Origin of the sequence: Protofrankia sp. CiP3 (genome assembly GCF_917627345.1) — a bacterium.
Classification (GTDB): domain Bacteria; phylum Actinomycetota; class Actinomycetes; order Frankiales; family Frankiaceae; genus Protofrankia.
Genome location: NZ_CAKJTM010000025.1, coordinates 28,797 through 53,200, shown reverse-complemented (window position 1 = coordinate 53,200; position 24,404 = coordinate 28,797). Strand labels below are relative to the sequence as shown.

The 24,404-nt window shown below is 68.0% G+C and carries 11 protein-coding genes; 10 read left to right on the top strand and 1 reads right to left on the bottom strand.

What is annotated here, in order from left to right; translation table 11 throughout:
• Positions 1-580 precede the first annotated feature (580 nt).
• The 3 genes from MJ797_RS11855 to MJ797_RS11845 all read left to right on the top strand — a co-directional run bounded on the left by MJ797_RS11855 (position 581) and on the right by MJ797_RS11845 (position 9,320).
• On the top strand, positions 581-3,085 hold the full coding sequence (locus MJ797_RS11855; protein WP_239334389.1) for an ATP-dependent Clp protease ATP-binding subunit: 2,505 nt from the start codon (positions 581-583) through the stop codon (positions 3,083-3,085).
• Positions 3,086-3,372: 287 nt separating this feature from the next.
• On the top strand, positions 3,373-4,878 hold the full coding sequence (locus MJ797_RS11850; protein WP_239334388.1) for a metallophosphoesterase family protein: 1,506 nt from the start codon (positions 3,373-3,375) through the stop codon (positions 4,876-4,878).
• A 341-nt stretch (positions 4,879-5,219) separates the two neighbouring features.
• Positions 5,220-9,320: a DUF4062 domain-containing protein gene (locus MJ797_RS11845; RefSeq protein WP_239334387.1), complete on the top strand. Its 4,101-nt coding sequence runs from the start codon at positions 5,220-5,222 to the stop codon at positions 9,318-9,320.
• Positions 9,321-9,826: 506 nt separating this feature from the next.
• On the opposite strand, the gene MJ797_RS11840 is transcribed toward MJ797_RS11845, so the two are convergent.
• On the bottom strand, positions 9,827-10,000 hold the full coding sequence (locus MJ797_RS11840) for a hypothetical protein (RefSeq protein ID WP_239334386.1): 174 nt from the start codon (positions 9,998-10,000) through the stop codon (positions 9,827-9,829).
• 272 nt (positions 10,001-10,272) lie between these two features.
• Between MJ797_RS11840 and MJ797_RS11835 the strand changes: the two genes are divergently transcribed.
• The 7 genes from MJ797_RS11835 (at position 10,273) to MJ797_RS11805 (ending at position 24,357) form a co-directional block, all read left to right on the top strand.
• The gene (locus MJ797_RS11835) at positions 10,273-11,517 is read left to right on the top strand and encodes an XRE family transcriptional regulator (RefSeq protein ID WP_239334385.1); all 1,245 of its coding nucleotides are present in this window, start codon (positions 10,273-10,275) and stop codon (positions 11,515-11,517) included.
• Positions 11,518-11,781: 264 nt separating this feature from the next.
• On the top strand, positions 11,782-13,464 hold the full coding sequence (locus tag MJ797_RS11830; RefSeq protein ID WP_239334384.1) for a PP2C family serine/threonine-protein phosphatase: 1,683 nt from the start codon (positions 11,782-11,784) through the stop codon (positions 13,462-13,464).
• Between the two features lie 281 nt (positions 13,465-13,745).
• Positions 13,746-16,427: a vWA domain-containing protein gene (locus MJ797_RS11825; RefSeq protein WP_239334383.1), complete on the top strand. Its 2,682-nt coding sequence runs from the start codon at positions 13,746-13,748 to the stop codon at positions 16,425-16,427.
• 15 nt (positions 16,428-16,442) lie between these two features.
• A complete protein-coding gene (locus MJ797_RS11820) occupies positions 16,443-19,586 on the top strand; it encodes a tubulin-like doman-containing protein (RefSeq protein ID WP_239334382.1) in 3,144 nt (1,047 codons plus the stop codon).
• A gap of 4 nt (positions 19,587-19,590) precedes the next feature.
• On the top strand, positions 19,591-22,047 hold the full coding sequence (locus MJ797_RS11815; protein ID WP_239334381.1) for a hypothetical protein: 2,457 nt from the start codon (positions 19,591-19,593) through the stop codon (positions 22,045-22,047).
• Positions 22,044-23,162, top strand: a complete 1,119-nt coding sequence (locus MJ797_RS11810; RefSeq protein WP_239334380.1) for a serine/threonine-protein kinase — start codon at positions 22,044-22,046, stop codon at positions 23,160-23,162. The genes MJ797_RS11815 and MJ797_RS11810 overlap by 4 nt, the downstream gene beginning before the upstream one ends.
• A gap of 4 nt (positions 23,163-23,166) precedes the next feature.
• Positions 23,167-24,357 carry a hypothetical protein gene (locus MJ797_RS11805; protein ID WP_239334379.1) on the top strand — a complete coding sequence of 397 codons (1,191 nt, stop codon included), beginning with the start codon at positions 23,167-23,169 and terminating at the stop codon, positions 24,355-24,357.
• Positions 24,358-24,404: the final 47 nt, after the last annotated feature.

Below are 24,404 nucleotides of genomic sequence, written 5' to 3'. Positions count from 1 at the left end.
TTGTTGTCAGACGCTCCCCCGATAACCAAGCCAGCGTTCGGGGCACGGAAAATCCCGGCCATCGAACCAGCCGGAGCCTCTTGCTTTTGTTTTCCAGGCGGCCAGCGCAGGACCATCTGGTGATCGCTACTTGCCCTCCGCTCAACAGCGGATACAATTAGCTACCATAGCGCAATCAACAAGTAAGATCATTCAGCTTTTACACAAGATTATAACTAAAAGTACACAAAATATCACTGTCAGAAACTAGCGGCAAGCGACTGACATCTGGACCGAGACCCGTGACCACCGATGATCGGGTGTGACCCGATCGCCCGGCAGCTGGGCACACCGACCCGGTAATCATGAGATTTCGTTCTGCTCTCGGCGGAACAGCGGGACGGAATCGCTCCCGGTCGGTCACCGTTGACTAAGACGTCTTCGCTGGTGGGCCGACTGTCCCGGTTGGTCCGCCGTCCACGACGAAGAGGGCGAGGCCGGCGGGTAGGTTTCCGTTCGATGCGTGGGGACATGCCTCGGCGGAGCTAGCATGCGGATACCGGCTGCCGTGTGGTCGGTCGCACCGCTCGAAGGAGCGCACATGTTCGAGAGATTCACCGACCGGGCACGTCGGGTCGTCGTCCTGGCTCAGGAAGAGGCCAGGATGCTCAACCACAACTACATCGGCACCGAGCACATCCTGCTCGGACTGATCCACGAGGGGGAGGGCGTCGCCGCCAAGGCACTTGAGTCGCTCGGGATCTCCCTCGAGGGTGTTCGGTCACAGGTCGAGGAGATCATCGGGCAAGGCCAGCAAGCGCCGAGCGGGCACATCCCGTTCACGCCCCGGGCCAAGAAGGTCCTCGAGCTGTCCCTGCGGGAGGCCCTGCAACTCGGCCACAACTACATCGGCACCGAGCACATCCTGCTCGGACTGATCCGTGAGGGCGAAGGCGTCGCCGCGCAGGTGCTGGTCAAGCTCGGCGCCGACCTCAACCGGGTCCGCCAGCAGGTCATCCAGCTCCTGTCCGGCTACCAGGGCAAGGGCGACCCCGCCACCGCCGGTGCCCCGGCCGAGGGCACCCCGTCGACTTCGCTGGTCCTCGACCAGTTCGGCCGTAACCTCACCGCGGCCGCTCGTGAGTCCAAGCTCGACCCGGTCATCGGGCGCGAGAAGGAGATCGAGCGCGTCATGCAGGTGCTGTCACGCCGGACAAAGAACAACCCGGTACTGATCGGCGAGCCCGGTGTCGGCAAGACCGCGGTCGTCGAGGGGCTGGCACAGGCGATCGTCAAGGGCGAGGTCCCCGAGACCCTGAAGGACAAGCAGCTGTACACCCTCGATCTCGGCGCGCTGGTCGCCGGGTCCCGCTACCGTGGTGACTTCGAGGAACGCCTCAAGAAGGTCCTCAAGGAGATCCGCACCCGCGGCGACATCATCCTGTTCATCGACGAGCTCCACACGCTCGTCGGCGCGGGCGCCGCCGAGGGCGCGATCGACGCGGCCTCCATCCTCAAGCCGATGCTGGCGCGCGGCGAGCTGCAGACGATCGGTGCCACCACCCTGGACGAGTACCGCAAGCACCTGGAAAAGGACGCCGCGCTCGAGCGCCGGTTCCAGCCCATCCAGGTCGCCGAGCCGTCGGTGGCACACACCATCGAGATCCTCAAGGGCCTGCGCGACCGCTACGAGGCGCACCACCGGGTGTCGATCACCGACGGCGCGCTGGTCGCCGCGGCGTCGCTGGCCGACCGGTACATCTCCGACCGGTTCCTGCCGGACAAGGCGATCGACCTCATCGACGAGGCCGGGTCCCGGATGCGTATCCGCCGGATGACCGCTCCGCCGGACCTGCGCGAGTTCGACGAGCGCATCGCCAGCGTCCGCCGGGACAAGGAGTCCGCGATCGACGCGCAGGACTTCGAGAAGGCCGCGTCGCTGCGTGACAAGGAGAAGACCCTCCTGGCTGAGAAGGCCAAGCGGGAGAAGGAATGGAAGGCCGGCGACATGGACGTCGTCGCCGAGGTCGGCGACGAGGAGATCGCGGAGGTGCTGGCGATCTGGACCGGCATCCCCGTCTTCAAGCTCACCGAGGAGGAGACTGCCCGCCTGCTCCGTATGGAGGACGAGCTGCACCGCCGTGTCATCGGCCAGCAGCAGGCCATCAAGGCTGTCTCCCAGGCGATCCGGCGTACCCGCGCGGGCTTGAAGGACCCGAAGCGTCCCGGTGGCTCGTTCATCTTCGCCGGCCCGTCCGGTGTCGGTAAGACCGAGCTGTCCAAGACGCTGGCGGAGTTCCTGTTCGGTGACGAGGATTCGCTGATCCAGCTCGACATGTCCGAGTACATGGAGAAGCACACGGTCTCGCGGCTGGTGGGTTCCCCGCCCGGTTATGTCGGGTACGAGGAGGGCGGCCAGCTCACCGAGCGGGTGCGCCGCAAGCCGTTCTCGGTCGTGCTGTTCGACGAGGTCGAGAAGGCCCACCCGGATGTGTTCAACACCCTTCTGCAGATCCTGGAGGATGGTCGGCTGACCGACTCCCAGGGCCGGCTGGTGGACTTCAAGAACACCGTTCTGATCATGACATCGAACCTGGGCACCCGGGACATCTCCAAGGGCCCCGGCATCGGGTTCGCGACCGGGCAGGGCGCCATCGACTACGAGCGGATGAAGGCGAGGGTCCAGGACGAGCTCAAGCAGCACTTCCGGCCTGAGTTCCTGAACCGGATCGACGACATCATCGTCTTCCACCAGCTGTCCGAGCAAGAGATCATCCAGATCGTGGACCTCATGCTGGCCCGGGTGGACGTCCAGCTGAAGAACAAGGACATGGCGCTGGAGCTGACCCCCGCAGCCAAGGCGCTGCTCGCCAAGAAGGGCTACGACCCGGTGCTGGGCGCCCGGCCGCTGCGCCGGACGATCCAGCGGGAGATCGAGGACGTCCTGTCCGAGAAGATCCTGTACGGGACGCTGCGTCCCGGCGAGATCGTCGTCGGCGATGTCGAGGGCGAAGGCGAGGCCGCCACGTTCACCTTCCGAGGTGAACCAAAGCCGAACCAGGTGCCTGACGCGCTGCCGATCGATCTGGCCAAGTCCAGCGAGTAGGAGTCGTCTTACGGGTAAGACCCTGGATCAGGAAGGGGCGGTTCCGCGGCAGCGGAGCCGCCCCTTCGCCATGTTCGCCATGCCGTCTGTGCGACATCCCACAAACCGCACCGAACCCTGCACGGGCTGTCTGATACCCGTCGGTGTGGTCGGCGGAACTCGTCCATGCCCTCCGGATAGCGTTGATGCCACGGCATGGTCCTTCGGAGAGTGTTGACACCACGGCATAGCGGACAGCAACAGCAGTCAGCGGCAACAGTGATGGTGACAAAAAGCGAGGAGGGTAGTTGGCCCCGCGCGCGGGAACTCCCGTTGAACACATCCATCTGACGTTCGGCCCGGACCCGGCGAGATCAATGGCCGTGTCGTGGACAACACCGATCATGGTCCGCCACCCGCGGGTACGCTTCGGCAGCCCTCCGGGCGGTCTCGATCGCGAGGTCCCCGCTGTCACCCGGGTGTACACCGATGGCGTCACCGGCATGGACGTGATCAATCATCACGCCTTGCTCGGGAACCTCGAGCCGGATGCCATGTACGTGTACGAGGTACTACATGATCGGATCGCCCGCGGCGAGGGTGGGACGCTGCGGACGGCACCCGACGGCCGGGCGCGCTTCACGTTTACCTGCTTTGGCGATCAGGGCACCTCCGCCGCCTACGACCCGTTCGGCACCCCGGCGTCCGGGCACGTCGTGACCGGCATCGAACGCATCAACCCGCTGTTCACCCTGATCGTCGGCGATCTGTCGTACGCCAATCAGCGCAGCAACCCACTCCGGGCATGGTCTGACTGGTTCAACATGATCAGTACATCCGCTCGGCACCGCCCGTGGATGCCCGCCGCTGGCAACCACGAGGTCGAACGCGGTAACGGAGCGCATGGGCTGAGCGCTTATCAAAGCCGCTTTCTCCTGCCCGACAGCACTGATCCCGCTGATGACCTCGACACCGCTGGCGAAATCACTGACCGCGCGAACCCGGATGTCGCCGGCCTGTGGTACGCCTTCACCGTTTCGGGCGTGCGTTTTGTCGTCCTGCAGAACGACGACATCTGCTATCAGGACGCCGGCATGATGTACATCCGCGGTTACAGTGGCGGCCGGCAACGGGCCTGGCTCGCGAAAACCCTGCGTCAGGCCCGCGCTGATCCGAGCATTAACTGGATCATTGTCTGTATGCACCAGACCGCCGTGTCAAGCGCCGCACAGCACAACGGCGCAGACCTCGGAATCCGTCAGGAATGGCTGCCGTTGTTCGACGCCTTCGAAGTGGACCTTGTCCTGTGTGGGCACGAGCACCATTACGAACGGACATATCCACTACGTGGGGTAGTCGATGGCTCAGAGGTGCTCACGCCGCGGCCAGCGTCACACGAAACAGATGTGATCGACACCTCAGCCGGAACCGTCCACATGGTCCTTGGAACGGGCGGCTCCTCAGCGCCGTCAGCTGGCAAGCTGTTCGATCCGCCCGAAGGCCGAGTGATCGTTGGCGGAGAGCCGCGGAAATCTGACCCGACGCGGCTTCGCGCGATTCACGCCCGCGAACCAGCGCCCTGGCTGGCGCTGCGCGCGCCGGAGCATCCGTACGCATTCGCCGGCTTCGACGTGGATCCGGGCGAGCCTGGCGGCGCAACCCGCATCCGAGTGACCGTGTACGACAGCTCCGGCCCCTCGCCCGTCCCCTTCGACGCTTTCATACTGGTCAGGACCTGCGCTACCACCGCCGACCGGACCGGCGACCAGGCTGGCGCCCACGGTGACGGGACCGTCCCCACCCGGACCCGCTGACCGCTTGCCACCGAGGCAAAGCCGAGAGCTTGCACCGATGGTACGAAATTCGTTACCTTCTGTTCGCGTCCCGGTGGGAACACGGTGGGCCCGCGCGTTCCCCCGTACCTCGTGGGTTGATCGCCACCGGGGCGCGCGGCGGACGGGAACGCCTGGTGATTACGCGCAGACGCCATATATCGACAGGCCCGTGAACTGATAAGAGTGCCCGCGACAGAGGCGTGGATCAAGGAACGGGGCTGGCGGGCGTGCCCCAGCCCCGCGATGCGGCATCCCCTGCTGCCGGAGCCACCAGGAGTGCCACCGAAACCGGGGCCGCGACAGCTGTGTACCGTTCACCTGTGCGTAGGGCGACGAGGGTACTGCGGATATTTCTCAGTCATACCTCCGAGCTGCGGCGGTTTCCCACCGGTGCGGCCGGTTCGTTCGTCCATGCCGCCGAGCGGGCGGTCAGCCGCGCCGGGCATGTCATCGTCGACATGGCCTATTTCACCGCGCGGGACGGTAAAACGGCCAGCTACTGCGAGGACGCGGTTGCCACCGCCGATGTCTATGTCGGTCTTTTCGGCTTCCGTTACGGGTCACCCGTCCGGGACTCACCCGATATCTCCTACACCGAGCTGGAGTTCCGGACGGCCGCTGAGCTCGGCATGCCCCGACTGGCGTTCCTGCTTGACGAGAAGGCGAGCATCCAGGCGGAAGCCGTCATCGACCTCGAACACGGACCACGCCAAGCCGTGTTCCGGCAGGAGGTGGTGAACTCCGGAGTGACCGCGCACTACTTCGCCACCCCGGACGGTCTCGAGCGAGCGCTCTACCAGGCCCTGGTCGAACTTGCCCCGGGCGGCGCGGACATCGGGGCCAGCGGGGCAACGCGCTCCGGACCGGTGAACATGGCTCCGGAGCTGACCCGGGTCCCTATTCCGCGGCCCGAGCTGTCCCGGCCGCTAGTAGATCTGCTGTGTTCACACGACGGCAGGCCGGTGGCAATGACCACGGCGCTGCACGGTGCCGGCGGGCTGGGTAAGACGACCCTTGCCCAGGCTCTGTGTGCCGATCCCGAGGTTTTGGAGTGGTTCTCCGGCGGCATCCTGTGGACGACGCTCGGCGAGCAGATCTCAGGCCCGGATCTGGCTGGACGTGTCAATCAGCTCGCCGAGGTGCTCGACGGGCGCCGTCCGACGTTCGTCGACCCGCTCCAGGCCGGGCGCCATCTCGGCCGCCTCCTTGACCGTCCGGGCGAGGACGCGACGGGCGGGACCGACCGCCGGCTGCTGGTCGTGGACGACGCGTGGCGAACCGACCAGATCGAGCCGTTCCTCATCGGCGGGCACCGCTGTATACGGTTGATGACGACCCGCATTCCCACTATCATCCCGGCCGACGCACGAGCGATCGCGGTCGACGAAATGCCACCTGACCAGGCATTCGACCTGTTGACGACCGGCCTGTCACGGGACGCCCTGACAGGCGCGGACCTGACGGGCCTGCTGTCGATGACGGGCGGCTGGCCAGTGTTGATCTCTTTGATCAACGGCCAGCTCCGGGCCCGGATGAATGCCGGCGCGACGCTCGCCGAAGCCGTTGCCTGGGTGGAACGTGCTCCGGAGCACCGCCCCGGACTACTACGCCCCGGACCGTCACAAGCCGGGCTGCCACGGGCCGCTCCACCGCAACCCGCTCGAGCGCAACCCGGTCCAGCGCTATCCGGTCCGTCATGGCCCGCGGCGCCGTCCGATACCCTTGCGTCCCCACTTGCGGACGGCGAATCGCGCTCCGATGCGGTCAGCTCAGCGGTCGCGGCCAGTCTGACCTTGATCGGTGACGATCGCCTGCCGCTCGTCACGGCGCTTGCGGTGTTCGGTGAGGATGTGACGATCCCGTATGTCACGCTTGAACGTTTCTGGGCCCAGTTGGACCAGTTGAGTCCGCAGGACAGCAGCCGTCTGTGCAACGACCTGTTACGCCTCTCCCTCGCGACCGAGGCCGGCGCGACCGAACCAGGGCTGCGGCTGCATGACGACATCCGCCGTGCGTTGCGCCACGAATACACCGCCGGCCGGCCTGGCGGTGACGCTGATCGGTTACCATCGCTGCACCGTGCGCTGATAGCCGCGCACCGTACCGGCCTCCCGACCGAACCGGACGGGTGTACCGCCTGGTGGGCGCTTTCGCCCGACGAGCCCTACCTGTGGAACCACCTCGCCGGACACCTGCACCTGGCCAGCATGACTGGCATGATCGACAGCCCGGCGGCCGATACCGCCGACACCGCCGACGACACGACCGCCGATACCGCCGAGAGCACCACTGACGACACGACACGTGATCCGGCGGGGATCGAACTGGACGCGCTGGTCATTGACTTACGTTGGGTAACAGCTCGCCTGCGGCTGCACGGAGTCGCCGCGATCAACGCGGACCTGGCGCTGGCCCGGGACCCGCGCGCGCCCCTGCTGCGGACCCGCATCGAACAGAACGCCTACCTGCTGGCTCCGACCGACCCCGCGCACGCACAGGCGGCCACCCTCGTCAGCCGGTTATGGGATGATCCGGACTTCGGCGCGGCGGCCCGGACCTTCAGCGCGGCCCAGCCAGCCGGGCGCCTCACCCCCGCCTGGCCGATGCCCGATCTCCCGGATCCCGCCCTGCTGCGTGTCCTCACCGGCAACCCGCGCGTTGTCGTTGGTATCGCGGCCAGTCCGGATGGTCGATGGGTCGCGGCGGCGGGTTCGGACACATCCGTCCGGGTCAGCGAGACCAGCGGCGGCCAACAAAGCATGGTTTTTCCGCCGGCGAAGAGCGGGTTGATCCTCTCCGTCCGATTTACCCCTGATTCGAAGTATCTCCTCCTCACGACAAGCGAAGGTTTCCTGCTGCGGCTGGACGTGGCGGCCGGCGACCTCACCGTGACCCGTCTCTTCGCGGGCGGCCGCGCACCGCTGCTTGATCCGACCGGCCGCTGGTATGCCTGCACCGATCAGGACTCGCTGCGGGTGATCGATGTCGACACCGGCCAGGAGCGCCGGGTCATCCGTGGCATCATGAGCGCGAAGCCGCTGGCATTCAGCCCGGATGGGAACCATATCGTCTGCGCTGGTGGCAAGATCGATGTCTTCTATTTCGTGAATCTCGCGACCGATATACGCCAGGCACGTCAGGTACGGCTGAGCCCGCGCCATTGTGTGGCGCTGACCGCGGACGGCGCACGGCTCGTCGTCGGCGAGGAAAGCGGACGGATAGAGATCACAAAATGGTCCACCGGCACGGTGACCCACTCGTTTTCCGGCCACACCGGAAAAGTGACTTCACTGGCCGTGCATCCCAGCCTCGACCGGCTGGTCTCGGGCGGCCACGACGGAACGGTCCGGGTCTGGGACCTCACCGACGACCGGCGGGCGGTCCTGCGCGGACACTCCGGTCCGGTCACCGCAGTCGCCCTCAACGAGGACGGAACCATCATCTCAGCAGGCGAGGACACGACCGTCCGGTTGTGGGACGCCTCCCGCGCCTGGCCGGGGGCCGGACGAACCTTCCGCCCGGTCGAGCGGCCGGTCTTCGCGGGCAGTACCGCCGCGGTGCTGACGCACCCGAACGACGGCTGGTTCGCCGCGGCGGAACATGACGGCGTCCATCTGGTGGACTCGTCCAGCAGGCTCGAGCTGCGGGTCCTGCCCGGCGCCGGAATCACCTCCCTCTCTGTCAGCCAGGACGGCGAGATCCTTGCCCTCGCCGGTGAGGACCACTACATCCGTCTCTACGAGACCGGCTCAGGCCAGCCGCTTGCCCGCATGCCGTCCGTCCAGCCGCCCGCCCAGGTAGTGATCAGTCCACGGGATCAGTACATAGCCTTCGCCGGACGGCTCGGCCGATGGATCCACGTCAGCCGCCTGGCAGCGGTTGCCGACACCACGAAGCGGCTGCGGATCCGGCGGGGCACGACCGCGTCCCTGCACTGCGAACAGTACGTCCGCGCGATCGACATCACCGCCGACGAGAGGACCCTGGTTTCCGTCGACGGCACGGGCACCTTCCGGCGCTGGAGCCTCCCGACCGGAAGACCACTGGATACCACCCAGTGGGAGGGATTCACGGTGGCGGTGATGAAGCTGGCGCCGAGCGGTCACGATGTCGTGTGCGGGGCGATCGACGGCAACATCCACATTTTCGATCATCGAACCGGTTCCGCGGCCAGAACCGTCACCGGCCACGCGGGCCGAGTGACCGACCTCGCTTTCACCCGCGATGGCAGATATCTCGCAACCACCGGTGACGACCGGTCGGTCCGGGTATGGCATACCGGTTCGTTCGAGTGCATCGCCGCGTTGACAGTGGACGGACCGCTGCGTTCGGTCGCCTGGTACTCGACCGACGACCGGCTTGTCATCGGCGGCGACGGAGGCCTGTACGTGTTCGACCTCGTCCACCCCGATCGAGACTGATCAATACCGATCGGGATTGATCAGGACCGGGCCGCCAGATCTGACCAGCCTTCGGCGCCAACCCCACGGCGCGCTCGAGCGTCAGAGGATACGAGGGGTTCCCGGCTCTGGACGGAGGGTCGGGAACCCCTCTCCACGGCCACCGGGCCCACCGGGCATGCCAAAGATCAATAATCCCTGAGAGCGCCCGAGGATAGGGCGTTCGATCAGCGAGCGGCTCATCCGCGCCCGATCCGGCAAGGCGGCGGAGGAAGGCGCCCTGGTGCTGGGCGCCGACTGAGGACAACGCGGCCGGGCGGGACGCGGGGAGCCGCGAGCCGGACAGTCCTGTCCTCGGGCGCTCTAAGCCGAGGCCTTCACTCGGCACACCGGGAATTGCGTGCGCTGGATTCCGCCGCGACCACGCGCATGATATTCGCGCCGCCGCTACACGGACGCCGCCTGCGCGAAGATCCTGCGCGAAGCTGGGCAGCCGGATTTTCCCAGCCCTTGAAAACCATTCCGGATCACCAGCCGTGCCCAGCCTTCGGGACCGTCCCGAATGATCGGGCCAAAATGATCGGGCCAAACAGCCGGCCGGGACGGATTCCCAGCGTGCCGGAGCAGCCCGTGAACGCGACCACCAGCTCGGCCACCAGCCCGGCCACCGCCTGAACGGACGTTGCGGCAGCGAGGTTCAACAACCACAACCATCGACCTGTTGAACCTCAACAGCCGGCCGACCGTTGGGTTTCTTGCACACTTCGGGATATAACAACACCGCGGACGCAATCTTGCACTACTTGTTCCGCCCCCGAGCCTGACGTACGCTGCACCAGCGGCAGTCGTCGGCCTGGTTTTGCTGTTTATCTTGGAATGTCCCGGGTAGCAACCTGTGATCGCGATGAAGCCTACGACTACGGCCGCAAGGCCAACGACTATTTCCTGACTGGCCATTTTGAGGAGGCCGGGCGTGAGAGAACCCAGCAGTCTGCTCGGGCGGTCACGGGCTTCTCGGGAACTTGGAGCCCGCCGTTCTCGCCGTGGCACGGCGGCCACCGCCGCCAGCGCCGGTTTTGTTCACAACGGAATCACACTGACCGCCGAGGCCCCGCCATGGACGCTCCAGCACCTGTGGGCATCCGATGGGCTTGACGCCGCGCTGGAAGAGGTGACCAGCCGCGTCCAACGGCCCGCCGTCCTCACCTTCACCAGCGCGACGCTCGGCGCGGTCGTCCACTCCTGGCTCGTCGCGCCTCCTGCCCGGTCCGTGGCGGTACTCAACGGCAGGCACGTCAACGACGCGCTCGTCGCCGGCTTCGCCGAGCGCGTCGACGCGTTGCGGCGGATGGACGACGTCCTCGGCGGGGAGGACGTGCACGGGCTTGCGGTATCCGAGCTACGGGTGATCGTCCGGCTGCTGCGCACCGGCGCTTACAGCCAGGACCAACGCGCGCGGCTGTACGCCGTCGTGGCGGAACTCGCCCGGCTGGCGGGCTGGGCCGCGTTCGACAGCGGCCGCCACCAGATCGCCCAGCAGTTCTGGCTGGTAGCGCTGCGTACCGCCCACGAGGCCGGTGATCGAGCCATCGGCGCCAACATCCTGCGCTGCATGGCGGAGCAGGCGGTGCGCTACGGCGACCCCGCCGACGCGGTCGTCCTGCTGCGCACGGCCCGCGCGGGTGCCGCAGACGCCCTCACAGCGACCGAGAAGGCGGTACTCGCCGGCTCCCTGGCCATCGCGCACGCTCAGGCCGGCGACATCCAGGCTGTGCGGACCGAGATCGCCGAGGCCTTCGCCCAGATCGAGCGGGCCGACCCCACCCAGGACCCGGACTATGTGTACTGGTGCTCCCGGTCGACCATCGAGTACTACGCCGGCAAGGCTCTGTTGTGCCTCGGTGATGCCGCCACCGCCATCGGGCATCTGAGCCGGTCCGTCGACGAGCTCAACGCCTGTGAATACCCGCGGGAGCTGGTTCACCACCGGGTCTGGCTGGGAGTGGCCCAGGTCGACGCGGGCGAGGTCGAGCAGGCCGTCAACCTTGGCTACCAGGCAATCGACCTGGCCGGTTGCGTCGCGTCGGAGAACGCGAGGGTTGATGTGCTGACCCTGTGCAGCGCGATCGAGATCGCCGGGCATCCCCGGGCCGCCGCCCTCGCCGAGCACGCCCGCAACGCCCTGCGGTGCGCCGACCGGGCAGCGGCCCGGGTCTGACCGGTGCCCGGCCACCCATCGGACCACGGACCGTCTCCGTCCCCGCGGGTTCGTCCTGGCATCGATGGCGCGGCTGCCTGACACTGGTCTGACCCGTTTCGGACGCTGCTCGTCAGCGCTGGTCAAGTCGTGTCGGTCCCTTGTGTCGATGTCGCGACACATCCATCGGCTGATCTGCCTTGATGCCATTGAGTGGGTACGGGGGACGCCAGCGCGGACGTCCGCTAGCGTGATCGGAATACCCGCACGTGGGGGACGGAGGCCATGGACAGTTCGGTGGTACCCATCACATTGATCGTGGTGCTGCTGATCGGCGCGATTCTCTTCGTCGTCGTCTCCAGCCGCGCCTCAGGATTCGGCCCAGGGCCGGCGCATCCGCCACGCTCGGCGGCGCCCACTGGGAGCCCACGGCCCAGACAACGCCGACGTCGGCGGCAGGGGGTCCTCGCGACACTGCGAGACTCCCTGAGAAGCTCGACTGGTGCCACCCGCGCCGCTGGAGCGGGCGTACCGGGTAGACCGGCCGGCACGGGCCCGGCCAGCGCGGGTGGACCGGGTGGACCGGGTAGACCGGCCGGCACGGGCCCGGCCAGCGCGGGTGGACCGGGTGGACCGGGTGGACCGGCAGCTTCCACCGACCCCGGCAGCCTGGGCCAGCCGGCCTTTTCAGGGAACGCGGGGGCCCCCACCACGCCAATACCACCGCCATCCGGTGAACCACCGACGACCGCCTACGTCACGCTGTCCGACCTGTCCGACGACAGGCAGTCGGACGTCTGGTCGACCCAGCCGGCCCACGACTCCGCGCATCGGGATTTCGAAGCCACGGCGACCGCGGTCACCACAGCCGCACCGGTCAACGCGGCGGCATCCGCCGCCGGACAGCCCCGTCAACAAGACACGACCGGGTGGACACCGCCACCCGTTGACCCACCCCCGCCTGCGGTCGCGCCTGCGACAGCGCCTGCGACAGCGACAGCGGGCATTGACGTGCCTCACGCCGCCGACCCCCGTGCTGACGACCCGTACCCTGGCAACGTGGAACGAGGCATGCCCGGCGGCCAGGATGGCTTTGGTACCGACGAGACGGCGATCACTCGAATGAGCGCCGACTATTCGGACCACGGTGATGCCGGCGCCGGTGCGGTTGGCAACCCGCGGGACGACCCCGCCGCGACGATGCCACCGGAGCAGACGATTCCCCCGGTATCCCCGCTGGTCGCGAACGAGCCCGATGTCTCCACCTCGCCGGCGCTGCGGCTGGCCGCCGCTGGGCGGACCCGCCGGGGCAAGCGTGGCGGTCCCAACGAGGATGCCTTCGTCGTCCTCGACGGCCTGCTGGCGGTCGCCGACGGGGTCGGTGGCGAAGCGGCTGGCCAGATCGCCTCCACCCTTGCGGTGACCACCGTGGCGAGCTTCCGTCCGCAGTACGCCGCTGACCCCCGCGACGGCCTGCGGGGAGCGCTCGACCGGGCCAACCGGACGGTCCGGGAGAAACCGTTGCAGGAGCCGTCCTGGCACGGCATGGCCTGCACCCTCGACGTCGTCGTTCTCGGCCGCCAGCATGACACGGGCGAGACCCTCTTCGTCGCGCATGTCGGGGACAGCACCGTGTGGCTGCAGCCCGGGCGTGGCCGGCCTCGCCGGCTCACCACCCCGCACGCCATCAAGAACGGGCCGCTGCTGAACGCGATCGGCCTCAACGAGCAGGTGGAGCTGGACCTGCTGGAGGAGCCGGTCCGGGCCGGCGACCGGGTCGTCCTCGCCAGCGACGGCATCACCAAGGTCATGACGCCCGAACAACTGGACGGTCTACTGATGGAACTCGGCACCATGAGCCCCGAACAGGCCGCCGACGCGCTTGTGGACGCCGCTATGATCGCCGGAGCCCGCGACGACACCACCATCGTCGTCGGTGACCTGGTCACCGACGACGCCACTCGCTAGAAGCCCAGCCACCGGACCACCCTGGTAATCCGTGACCAGACGATCACGATCGGCTGGTGAACCCCCGGTTTACGGTGTCGCCGCATTGCGGCCACCTGACAGTCCACATACGATCGGCTATATCTCGGCTACTCTGCGCTCCAAAATAGCCAGTGGACTTCGCCACGTACCACCCTCCTCGACGACAGCGGTCAACCCGCAATACCGTTCGCGTCGCCGGGAAAGACTTAGGGGTTCGGTACGATCCGGTCGAGCAAGCAGCGGCTTTGGGGGAGAGTCCATTGGCTTCGGGGCAAGGGCAGAAATTCGTCCGGCACGCAACCCGTCATTATGCCCTCGCCTGGAAGGCTGCCTTTCTGGCGACAACCGTCTGCCTCGGCGCCATCCTCGCGACGGCGCCCGCACAGGCGCAGGCGGCGCCGAGCCCAACGCCCGGCGACAGCGAATCCGGAAACATGCCCGGCATCGCCCCACGACCCGTGCGGGCGGTCATCCTCGTCGATGAGTCGGGCAGCCTGACCGACGCCGACGTCGCCAGTGAGAAGGAAGCAGCGCAGGTTCTGGCGTTGGGTAACCTCAGCACCGACTCCGAGATTGCGGTAGTCGGCTTCGGGAGCTCCAACGGACCCGGCCAGGCTGCGGTCGACGACGTCTGCCCACTCAGTGGTGTCGACCCCACCAAACAGCAGTCCCTCATCACCTGCATCGGGCTCCTGCATCGTCGCAGCCCGGCCGACGGCAACGACACCGACCACGTGGCCGCACTCACCCAGGCTGTGAACATCCTCAATAGGCCGGACGACAAGAACAGAGCAAAGATCGCCTTCCTGCTCACCGACGGCCGTCTGGACGTCCCCAACAGCCCGCAATACGGCAGCAAGGCTTCGCGCAACGTCAATGCCCAGCGTAATCTCACCAAGGAAATCAACGCGGCCCGCCAAGCAAATGCGCAGATCTGGCCGCTGGGCTTTGGTGCGGTCGACAAGGCATCCCTGGACGCCTTCGCGACCGGCGGTGCCCAACAGACCTGCAACAACGACCCGTCTGCCAGGCCGGCAGCGCGGATCGTCGGCAGTTCTCAGGACGTCGTCACCGCGCTGGCCGCCGCGATCGGCTCCGCCACCTGCGCCCAGACCACGCCGTTTCACTCCGCCCCACTCGGCAGCGGTTCCGAGGCGGAGCTGGTCGTCGACATACCGGAAATCAGCACGGACGGCGTCATCCTCGTACTCAAGGGCGACACGCGCGTCATCGTGACCTACCTCGACCCGGACGGCCACGAAGCGCCGCGGGCCGGCGAGGCCAACGGATCAAGATTCTCCGCCAGTGCCACAAGCGGAACCGTCGAGTCGCTGCGGATCGAGAACCCGCGCCCGGGGCCCTGGAAGGTCCAGCTGCGGGCCGGATCCGACGTACCGAATCAGCAGGTTGCCGCCGGGGTGATCTGGCAGGGCGTGCTGCGGGCGGTCATCAATCTCGACCCGCCCGCGCCCCAGGCCGGCCAGGTCGTGAAGGTCTCCGTCCGCCTGCAGACCCGCTCCGGTTCGATCAGTAACGCTGCCCTCCTCAAAGGCCTCAGGTTCGAGGCCACGATGAGCGGCGATGGCGTTGCCGAGCAGAGCGTTCAGCTCGCCGACGACGGGCACGCGCCGGACGATCGTGCGGCCGATGGCGAATACACCGGACACGTCACGATTCCCGCCGGGGCGACCGGTGGCCTGCTGTTCAGGGGCATCGTCGACGGCCCCGGCGTGGTGTCGGCCCAGTCCGACCTCAGCACCCGGGTGGCCCGCAGCGCGCCGCCGATCACCGCGAGCATCACCGTCGGCCGGGGGCCGGTACGCCCCGGCGCCAGTCTCGCCGGAACAGTGACCATCGCCAACACCGGCACCGCGCCACATCGACTCCGGTTGCAGATGGTCGACCTCGACAAGGGCACAGACGCGACGATCACACCGGCCGAGATCGACAGCCCCGCCGACAATCACGACGAGCGACAGTTCACGATCGTGTTCGCCGCCGACAGCGTGCAGGGTCCGGCCTCGGGCCGGATCCAGCTCGTCGACACCGCCGACCCTGCCATCGTCTACGCGTCGGCCTTCTTCGACACCGACGTCAAGATCCCCCCGTCCTGGCCGCGGCGATTGTGGCGGCTGTGGCTCGGGCTCATCCTGGCGCTGGTCGTCGGCGCCTGCATGCTCGTGCGGCTGCGCAGCTCGTACAAAACCGGTCGCGGAGTCGGTGACATCACCGTCCATCTACACAAAGAGGGCAAACAGATCGGCCGGCTCAAGGCACCCGACGGGGCCGGCACCAGGTTCGGTTTCACGATCCGCGACGCGGCCACCCCGTCGCCCCGTCTTGACCACGCCAGCCCGACCGACCGTGTGTTCGTCCTGACGAGGAACAGGAACGGGATCATCATGGTCCGCCCCCCGGACGGCGAGGCCCTGCAACTGAGCGATCGAACGCCGTCGCCGGTGGGGAGCGGTCTGGCGCTGACCTTCAGCGACGCCGCCTCCACCGGGGTCGCGGACGGCCGCGCTCGCGGTGGCCAGCGGCCCTCCGGCACCAACGGCAACACCCGCGCTGATGATCCCTACGGGGATTCGAACGCGGGGTGGGGCGACACGTACGAGCGCGACGGGCGGTCCGGTCGCGACAGCCGCGACAGCCGCGACAGCCGCGACAGCCGCGACAGCCGCGACAGCCGCGACAGCGATCCGTACGACATGTCCTCCCGACGGGACAGCCCGACCGGGTCCCACGGCGACACCACACGCCACCCGCGGTCGGGGTCCTCCGAGGCCCAGAGCGGATGGTCCGACGCCGACGCCACGACCCGCAGGTCGGTAGACCGGCAGACCGAGGGCCGCCCTGGTGATGGTCGACCGCCCAGAAGGAGTCGCCCCGACCTGCCGCCCCGCCGGGATCGCCCCCGTAACGACGACCTGACCGACTAACTTGAGGATCCGCGTATGAACATCTACCAGCCGATGTTGTTCGTCGGCCTGGGCGGCACCGGTTGCCTCGTCGGCACCGACCTGGAACGTCGGCTGCGCGACGAGCTGTGCGGACCCGACGGTCGCGATCTCATCGATCGCGTACCCGGCACGAATTATCTGCCCTACCAGCTTCCCTCCTGCCTGCAGTTCGTCTACGCGGATCTCAACCAGTCGGAGCTGACCAGACTGCGCCAGCGCGTCGTCCCCGCCGAGGAGCACAAGGAGGCTGCCGGCCCGACTCTGCACCTAGTCCACGACCTCATTCCCGACCTCGACACCTTCCCGGATGTCGCCCGTAGCCTGCGCACGAACGCGAACGACTACGTCCGGGAGTGGCTGCCACCGCCCACGGGCGAGCCGAAGGTCTCGCCTCTCGTCCGCGGCGCCGGCCAACTACCGACCGTTGGGCGTGCCGCCCTGTTCGAGACGTTCCGTAATGGCCTGTCCCCGGCGCGTAAGCCGCTCGCCGATGCCACCGGCGAAATCAGCAACTCGGCGGCCGAGCTCGCCGCGCTCGGCGGCCGACTCGGCCAGACCTGCGACGTCTTCGTCGCGTTCTCGGTCGCGGGTGGCACCGGCGCCGGCATCTTCTACGACTATCTGCATCTGATCGGCGATGTGTTCCAGCGGACCAGGTTCCGGGCGCAGATCTACCCGCTCGTGCTGATGCCGTCTGCCTTCGAGGACGGCGTCGGCGGCGGCCGGCGGGCGAAGCTGAACGCAGGGCGGGCACTGTTGGACCTCTACCGGCTCATCGACGACCAGAACGGGCGTGCGTCCGGAACCGAACTGACGGTCCGCGGGACCACCGGAACCCTCGGCGTTCGCTACCCGGACCGAGACACCCCGGTCTCTCTCCTGCCCTCGACGATTCAGACCGGGTTCCTGTTCAGCAAAAGCGACGGCGTCGACCGTGACGACCTCCACCGCTCGGTCGTCTCGCTGATCCTCTCGCTGGTCGGCACCGGCACCGAACACGATGACGGCGGCACGGTGGCGGATCGGATCTACCAGTCCTTCGCCGACGACTTCATCAACCGTGGCGTCGAGCGCCAAGTGGCGGCCGCCTCGGGTATCGGCCGGCGCGGGGTGTCGACGAGCCTCGTCGCGTCCATGACGATCCCGGTCGACGGCCTCGCTGACGTCGTGGCCTCCCGGCTACTCGCACGGGCCTATGAGGACCTGGCAACCCTGCGGACAGGTGCCGGCGAGGACAACACAGCTATGATCCGCCAGTTCGCCGCCGCGGCCAACATCGGCGCCATCGTCTCCCGTCAGCCGCTGCCGTTCGGCGAGCCCAGCCCGGCCCGGGGGTCGGCCGCCATCCTCTCGGCGCTGCGTACCCGCGTCCAGACAATGGAAGACAACCTGGTCGCCCTCCAGGCCCAGGTCCGCCGGACGGTGCCGGAACTGGCGATGACCTACGACCCCGCCGCCGGCCTCGAGGACCTCCTCACCGACGTCGACCTGTTCCGGGTCCGCCGGGTCGTCGACGGCGACCCGGCCTCCAACGACGACCCGGCCAGCCGGGGCGGCGTTGTCGGGTTCCTCGCCAACCGCCGCACCGAGCCCCCCGCTCCCCCCGGAATCCAGATCAACCCACCGGCGACGCGGTCACTGAAAGACCGCAGGCTCGGCACGGACAAGGCGAAGTGGGGCGACACGCCCGTCCGCCAGACGCTGGAAGACCAGGACAGCTGGTATTCATGGCGGGCCAGGTGTATCTGGAACGCGGCCTGGGACGAGCAGGTCAACCGCTGGGACAGGACGATGCGGCGGTTCCGCGGCCAGCTGGCCGGCCTGATCGAAGCCTTCGAGGAGCACGCCCAGGCGGAGCCCGGCCAATTCGCCCAACGCACAGCGGATCTCTACCGACCCCGGGTCGGGGTCACCTACCTGCTGCCGCCGCGGGGCGACATGGACGCTTTTTACCGCGACGCCCTCGCCCGGCTCATCGAGATCCACCACGGTCGGCGCGCCGGCACGGAGGGCGATGTCGTCCACCGCATCCTCGGTCCGGACGGCTGGCGGCACGTGTGGGAGACAAGCATCAACCTGGGTGGCGCGGCCGGTGTGGCGGTGGCTCGGGACCGGCTCAAGCAGGAGGTGAAACGGCTATTCCTGCAGCAGGACGGGTTCGAGTCCGAACCGCTGCTGCCCACCATGGCAAGCCTGCTCACCGCGACCGTCCGACGGGACGGGCCGACTGCGCTCGGCGACGATGACATCCGCCAGTTCCGCAACAAGGTGCACGGGCTGGTGCCGGCGAACTTCTCCCCGCAGGGCTCCGGTGACCTGAAGGTCCTGATCTCCTACCCCGCTGGCAGCAAGGACACCCGGATCGAACGGTATCTCCGCGAGGAGATACGCCTCCCCAAGGAAACCAACACGGTCGTCGAATTCCGACCGATCAACGCGGACTCCATCGCGGTCGTCCTGTTCCGCACCTCCATGAGCATCACCGAGGTACCGGAACTGCGCGAGATCCTGGCCCACTGGGCCGAGGCGCTCAAGGACGAGCAACCGCAGGACTTCCTGAAATGGCGACAGCGGCTCGGATACGACTACGGCTGGCTCGCCACCACCGAGGAGGACCGGATCCGCATCCTGCACCACGTTCTCTGCGCCATGTGGAACGACAGGATCACCGTCATCGACGGCGTCATCGCATCCCCTGACACCATCCGGGTATCGCTCGGGACGGCTGACGCGGCGGCGATGACTCTGGAACTCACACCGTTCGAGCCGGCGTCGTCCTGGGGTAGCGTGCTGCGCGCCTACGAGGACTGGACGCTCGCGGGTGACGATCGCATCCGCGGTGAGTTCTGCGAGCAACTGATGCGGACCCAGCCCGACGGTGTGACAGGCCGGTTGAGAAACCCGGGTGTGGTCATGCAGGCCTTCGCCGAGACCGCCGGAAAGCAGGCCAGGTTACTCCAGGAGATGCTGGCTAAACTCCCACCGGGCGCGCAGGGATGGGCCAGCCAGCAGTACGACTTCTGGGCGACGACCGTTCCAGCTGCGCTGGACATGCCCTTTGAAAACGTCGCGACCCCGGTACGGGCGAACCTTCGGCAGTTGCTCGACATGGTCGAGACCCGCAACCCGGAGGCGTGACGCCGTGGGCACCACCGGACTCCTGACCGACATCGAACCGACCGTCATCGACATCGACTTCCGGGAACGCTACGACGACCTCATGGACTTCGGGCCGTTCGCCGAGCTCCAGCGCGCGTTTGCCCGCGGCCTCGGCCTGACCGAAAGCGACTGCGGCCGGATCCTGATCATCGATGACACCCGCGACCTGGAGAGTCACATCGCGGGGATCGAGAAAATCGTCAAGGCGCCGAGCGTCCGCCAGGTGATCTGCCTGGTCATCGGCCCGGCCCACGACGATGTCGCCCAGCGGTTCGGTCCGCCGCTCGGCCCGGCGAACGCGCCACCACCGCGTCGGCGGGTAGCGTTGCGCAGGCCGTTCGCGCTGCGGGCGCCGCATGTGACCCTGTGGGTGGGTGACGCCCGCGGGATCGGCTGGGAGATGAGCGAGGCACAGCCGACCACCATCGCCGTCGGCGACGCCGCGGACGACGGCGCGGCCTTGGACGCCCTCATCGAGGCGCTACGGACACCGCGGATCTTCGACCAGGTCTACGAGACCGTCGGCGCGCTGCCCGAGGGCGTCGCCGCTCCGGGCCTACGGGCGATGGTCGGCCGGGCCGACGACGAGGTGCTGGCCGACGCACAGGTCCGCGCCGTCGACCGGCTACTGGTCCGGCGGCGCGCGGACGGAGGCGACATCCCCCCGCCCGACCTTGTGATCGAACCGCTGACCCTCCTGCTGCGCTACCCACGGACACCGCACGCCGACATGTTCGTGGTAGGGCCGACCGGACCGGTCGGTCGCGATATCGCCCGCTGCCGGAACCTCATCAAGGAGGCCAGCGACTCGCGGGCAGTCGTCACAAGCCGCGGTGCGATCCTACGACCGGGGGGCGTGACCACCGGACGAGGGCTCAGCCACGCCGGGACGATCTGGGAGAACGTACGGGCGACCGGCGACGGGCTCGCCGAGCTCCGCGGGCTACTGGGGGAGCTGTTCACACGTTACGACAGCCGTCACCCGCTCGACACCACCTCGACCATGGATCTCGAACGGCACGGCTTCGACCTCACCCCACCCGCGGACACCAGCGGCCGGGATGTGCTCAGCGGCCTGCAGCACCTGATCCGCACCGCGCTGGAACGCCGACACCCGATCACGGAGATCGGCGGCTGGCTGGACCGGATGCACGCCATGCTGACGCCGACCGGCAGCCGCGCACGCGTCGATGATCTCGACCGAGTGTGCAGCGACGAGGACATCGTGTTACTACGCCGCCCTCCCGCACTGGTCCTGCAACTCACCTCAACGCCTGCGGCACTGCCGGTCGTCGTCTGCTGTCTGTTGGCGGGGCTGGCTGCCGGCTCGATGTTCCTCGGGATACCGATCGCGCTGGCCGCGCTGGCCGCGTCCGCCGCCGGCGGGTGGCGGCTCACCGTCGCCCGGCAGACCCCAGCGCACGTCCAGAGCTCCAGGGACCTGCTCGTGCTGTGCCTGCTGGCCGCGATCGGGGCAGCCGTCGGCGTCTCCCTGACCGCATGGCCCCTGCTCGATCCGTACCTGACCACGCCGGTCCAGCTGATGGCGCTCGGCGTCGCGGTAGTTGGCCTGCTGTGGTGGCCACAGGCTGTCTGGTCTCGAGCTGTCCGGCAATGGCGGCCGGAGCGCCTCGTGAGCTTCGCCGACCGTCACATCGAGAACCTCAACGACCTGATCGTCGACGTCGCCCTGCACGACTGGGTCCTGATCGCAGTCCGTCGCAAGGCCGCCGATCTTACCCGGGCGATGTCGACCGCATTCGAGGACATCAGCACGGAGTTGGACGCCTACGCCGAGCGGTTGCGGGGACATCCGCCGTCGCCCCGGCCTGACCGCGCAGCCGGAGTGGACGACGAAGTCGCGAGGCTGCTCCGCGATCACAGCCCCGAGATCACAAAGATCATCGCTGACGACATCGTCGACGTCGTCAGCACCGTGGTCGAGGACTGCTGGGCCGATCTTGAACGTGACGCCATCGACGCGCTGCAACACTGGGTCACCAAAGAGGTCAACTCGACCCTCGCTGTCTACGGCCGACATCTCGACCGGACCGGTATCCACGCCACTCCGCCGTTCGGCACCGTGAGCGCCGACCGGCACAACCTGGTCGACGCGGTCTGGCGGGAGTCGCGGCGGGTGGCCGGACTGCTGCGAGCGTCCGTCACCGACCCGGGCATCCTGCAGCTGTGCGCACCCGAGCACCTCCAATTCATCGACGTCGCACCGTCGACCGCCGCGCTGGTGCGGTTCGCGCCCAAGGCAGCGCAACATGCGCTGGCCCGCCGGGGGCAGGAAGCGCCCGCCGACCCCTCCCTCAACCTGGGCCCGGCCCTGCTCGGTGATCTGGTCTGGACGGACTGGGGCCAGGTTGCAGGGGTACTCCGGCTCGCCCGGATGCGCCCCGGCGCGGTGGAGACCATCATCGAGGAGGGTTCGTGACCAGCCCGGCGGATGGCTGGCCGCCGCGCCCCTCCTGGTGGCCGGCGGAACCGACCGGACGACGGTCCAGCCGGCGGACCAGCGCCGGCCGGACCGACCCCTTCGACGGCATGGACAGCGTCCACCTCGTCTACCGGGACATCCATGGCGCCCAGCGCGTCATGCGCGCGCTGGTGGGTGAGGACGGCCCGCCGACGGACCCGGTCTACCTGGCCCGCCGCGTAGTCGACACCCAGACCCGCGCCGAGTATGTACAGAAACGACTTCCGGCCGGGAGCAGCCGCCGACGCAGGCCACCAACCAGCACCAGCTCTGACACAGACAGCTATGATCTACTCGACAATGAGATCCAGATTGGCCTCCACCTCGTTCAGTCGTTCAGCGCCGAACGCTATCCGCGGGAACTGTCACGACTGGTCGGCTCTTACCTCGGTGACACCGAGGAAGAACCGTTCATCCTGCTCGCCGAACGCGGCTACCCGGCAGAGAACGTGGCCAACCGGCTCCTGCTCGACCAGGTAGACGCCTTCCCAGCGAGCCTGCTGCGCGCACTGGAATGCCTGGCGGCCGCTGGTGTCGTCCACCGCTGCCTGACCCCGCAGACCGTGCGCTGGGACGACCGCCACGTCCAGGTCACCGACTTCCGGCACGCGGCACTGGCCGAGGAGCCGACCGGCCCCGCGCCGGAATTCCGCTGGGCGGCGCCGGAGACACGGGACGGGCTGGAACCCGCCCGCCCATCCGAAGATCTGTACAGCGCCGGCCTGGTTCTCGTACACATGCTCACCGGTCGCCTCCCGGGGATGAGCGGTGCGCCGGACCCACGGAATGTCGGTGGGGACGTCGCCGAAGTGCTGGCCGACTTCTTCGAGGCCGCGAACCTGCGGTCGACCCCACGCGATGTGCTGGCCCGGATGGGCGTCCCCCCCAGCACATCGGCCGGTGGCGCCGAGATGCCGCCACAGCTCGCCGATCCGAAGTTCCTCGAGGGCAGGGTGCGGTTCGACCGCATCCGGCGGCAGCGCAGATCGGACTCGGACTCGGACTCGGACTCGGACCTCGACATGACCCGGATTTTCCCCCGGGTGGACGACAACCCGCCGTGGGAGGGATGATGAGATGAGCGACTTCGTTCCACCGCCGCCACCGCCCTTTCGCGAGAGTGGCTCGTACGCGTACGCCCGCTCCCCGCGGGGTGGACTCCAGCCCTCGACCCAGGTCCGGTGCCCGATCTGTCTGGACCTGTTCGCCTGGAACGACTCCGACCTGTTTCGACGGCTACCGGACGGCACCTACGCCGAGCTCGACCTGGGTCCGACCGCGGACGGCCGTAAGCGCGCGAACAAGATGCTCGGCGCCTGGAAGCGGTGCCCCAATCCGTCCGGGGACATGCCCAGGGACCACTACCTCCCCGTCGCGTACGCCCGCTCGGGATCGCCGCTGGTGATCGGCCTGGTGGGGCGGACGGAAAGCGGGAAGTCCCACCTGCTGGCATCAATAATCATGGAAATAGAACGTAACGGCCTCAGTCCACTCGGGCTGACCGCAGAGCCGGTGGACATCGACATGCACCAGGAGTTCGTCCGTAGCAGCGTCGCGCCCCTCGCCCGCGGCGAGGTGATCCCGCAGACGGAACCGGTCCCCGCGGAAGCGCAGGTTCTGTTCATGGACGCGTTACTCGTGGGCGACGCCCAGCGCAGGCGCGCGGTCGCCTTTTTTGACGTCTCCGGCGAGGACCTGACCAGAAACACCACATCGATGAACTTCGTGCTCGCCGTCGACGCGCTGATTTTCGTCGTGGATGCCGAGCAGGCGATCGGCCGCGACGGTGGCACCAGCCACCGTCCCGTCAGCGGCGACCCGGCATTCGACATGGTGCTCAACCGGCTGCGCGGCCAGGACGGAATGATCTCTACGGTGCCGGCGGCAACCGTGATCGCCAAATCGGACCAGTGGCGTTTCGAACCACCGGTCGCCCGCTGGCTGCGCCGGCCTACGCTGACCGCCTACCGCAGCCCCAGGCTCGTACCGGCCGTGAGCGAGATCGAAGAGGAAAGTCGCGACGCCTACGCGTTCCTGTACGCCCACGGCGCGACGCCGTGGCTGCGACCGTTCGAGGCGTTCCGCCGGTCCACCCTGCACTTCGTGTCGGCGACCGGCTCCGGACCGGTCGAGGAGCATGCTCGAACCGGGACAGTCCGGATCTTCCGGCGTGGCGTCCGCCCGCGTCGTGTACTGGACCCGCTGGCCGCGATCCTCGCCATGACGGGCATCCTGGGCGATGAGGCGGCCAAGGAGGTGGGCATCTGATATGCCGGGCAAAGGGACGCACCAACAAGCGGGCCAGGCCGGCGGCG

Coding starts and splice junctions, on each gene's coding strand:
- MJ797_RS11855 (WP_239334389.1), top strand. CDS start 581: ATGTTCGAGAGATTCACCGACCGGGCACGTCGGGTCGTCGTCCTGGCT.
- MJ797_RS11820 (WP_239334382.1), top strand. CDS start 16,443: ATGAACATCTACCAGCCGATGTTGTTCGTCGGCCTGGGCGGCACCGGT.
- MJ797_RS11830 (WP_239334384.1), top strand. CDS start 11,782: ATGGACAGTTCGGTGGTACCCATCACATTGATCGTGGTGCTGCTGATC.
- MJ797_RS11805 (WP_239334379.1), top strand. CDS start 23,167: ATGAGCGACTTCGTTCCACCGCCGCCACCGCCCTTTCGCGAGAGTGGC.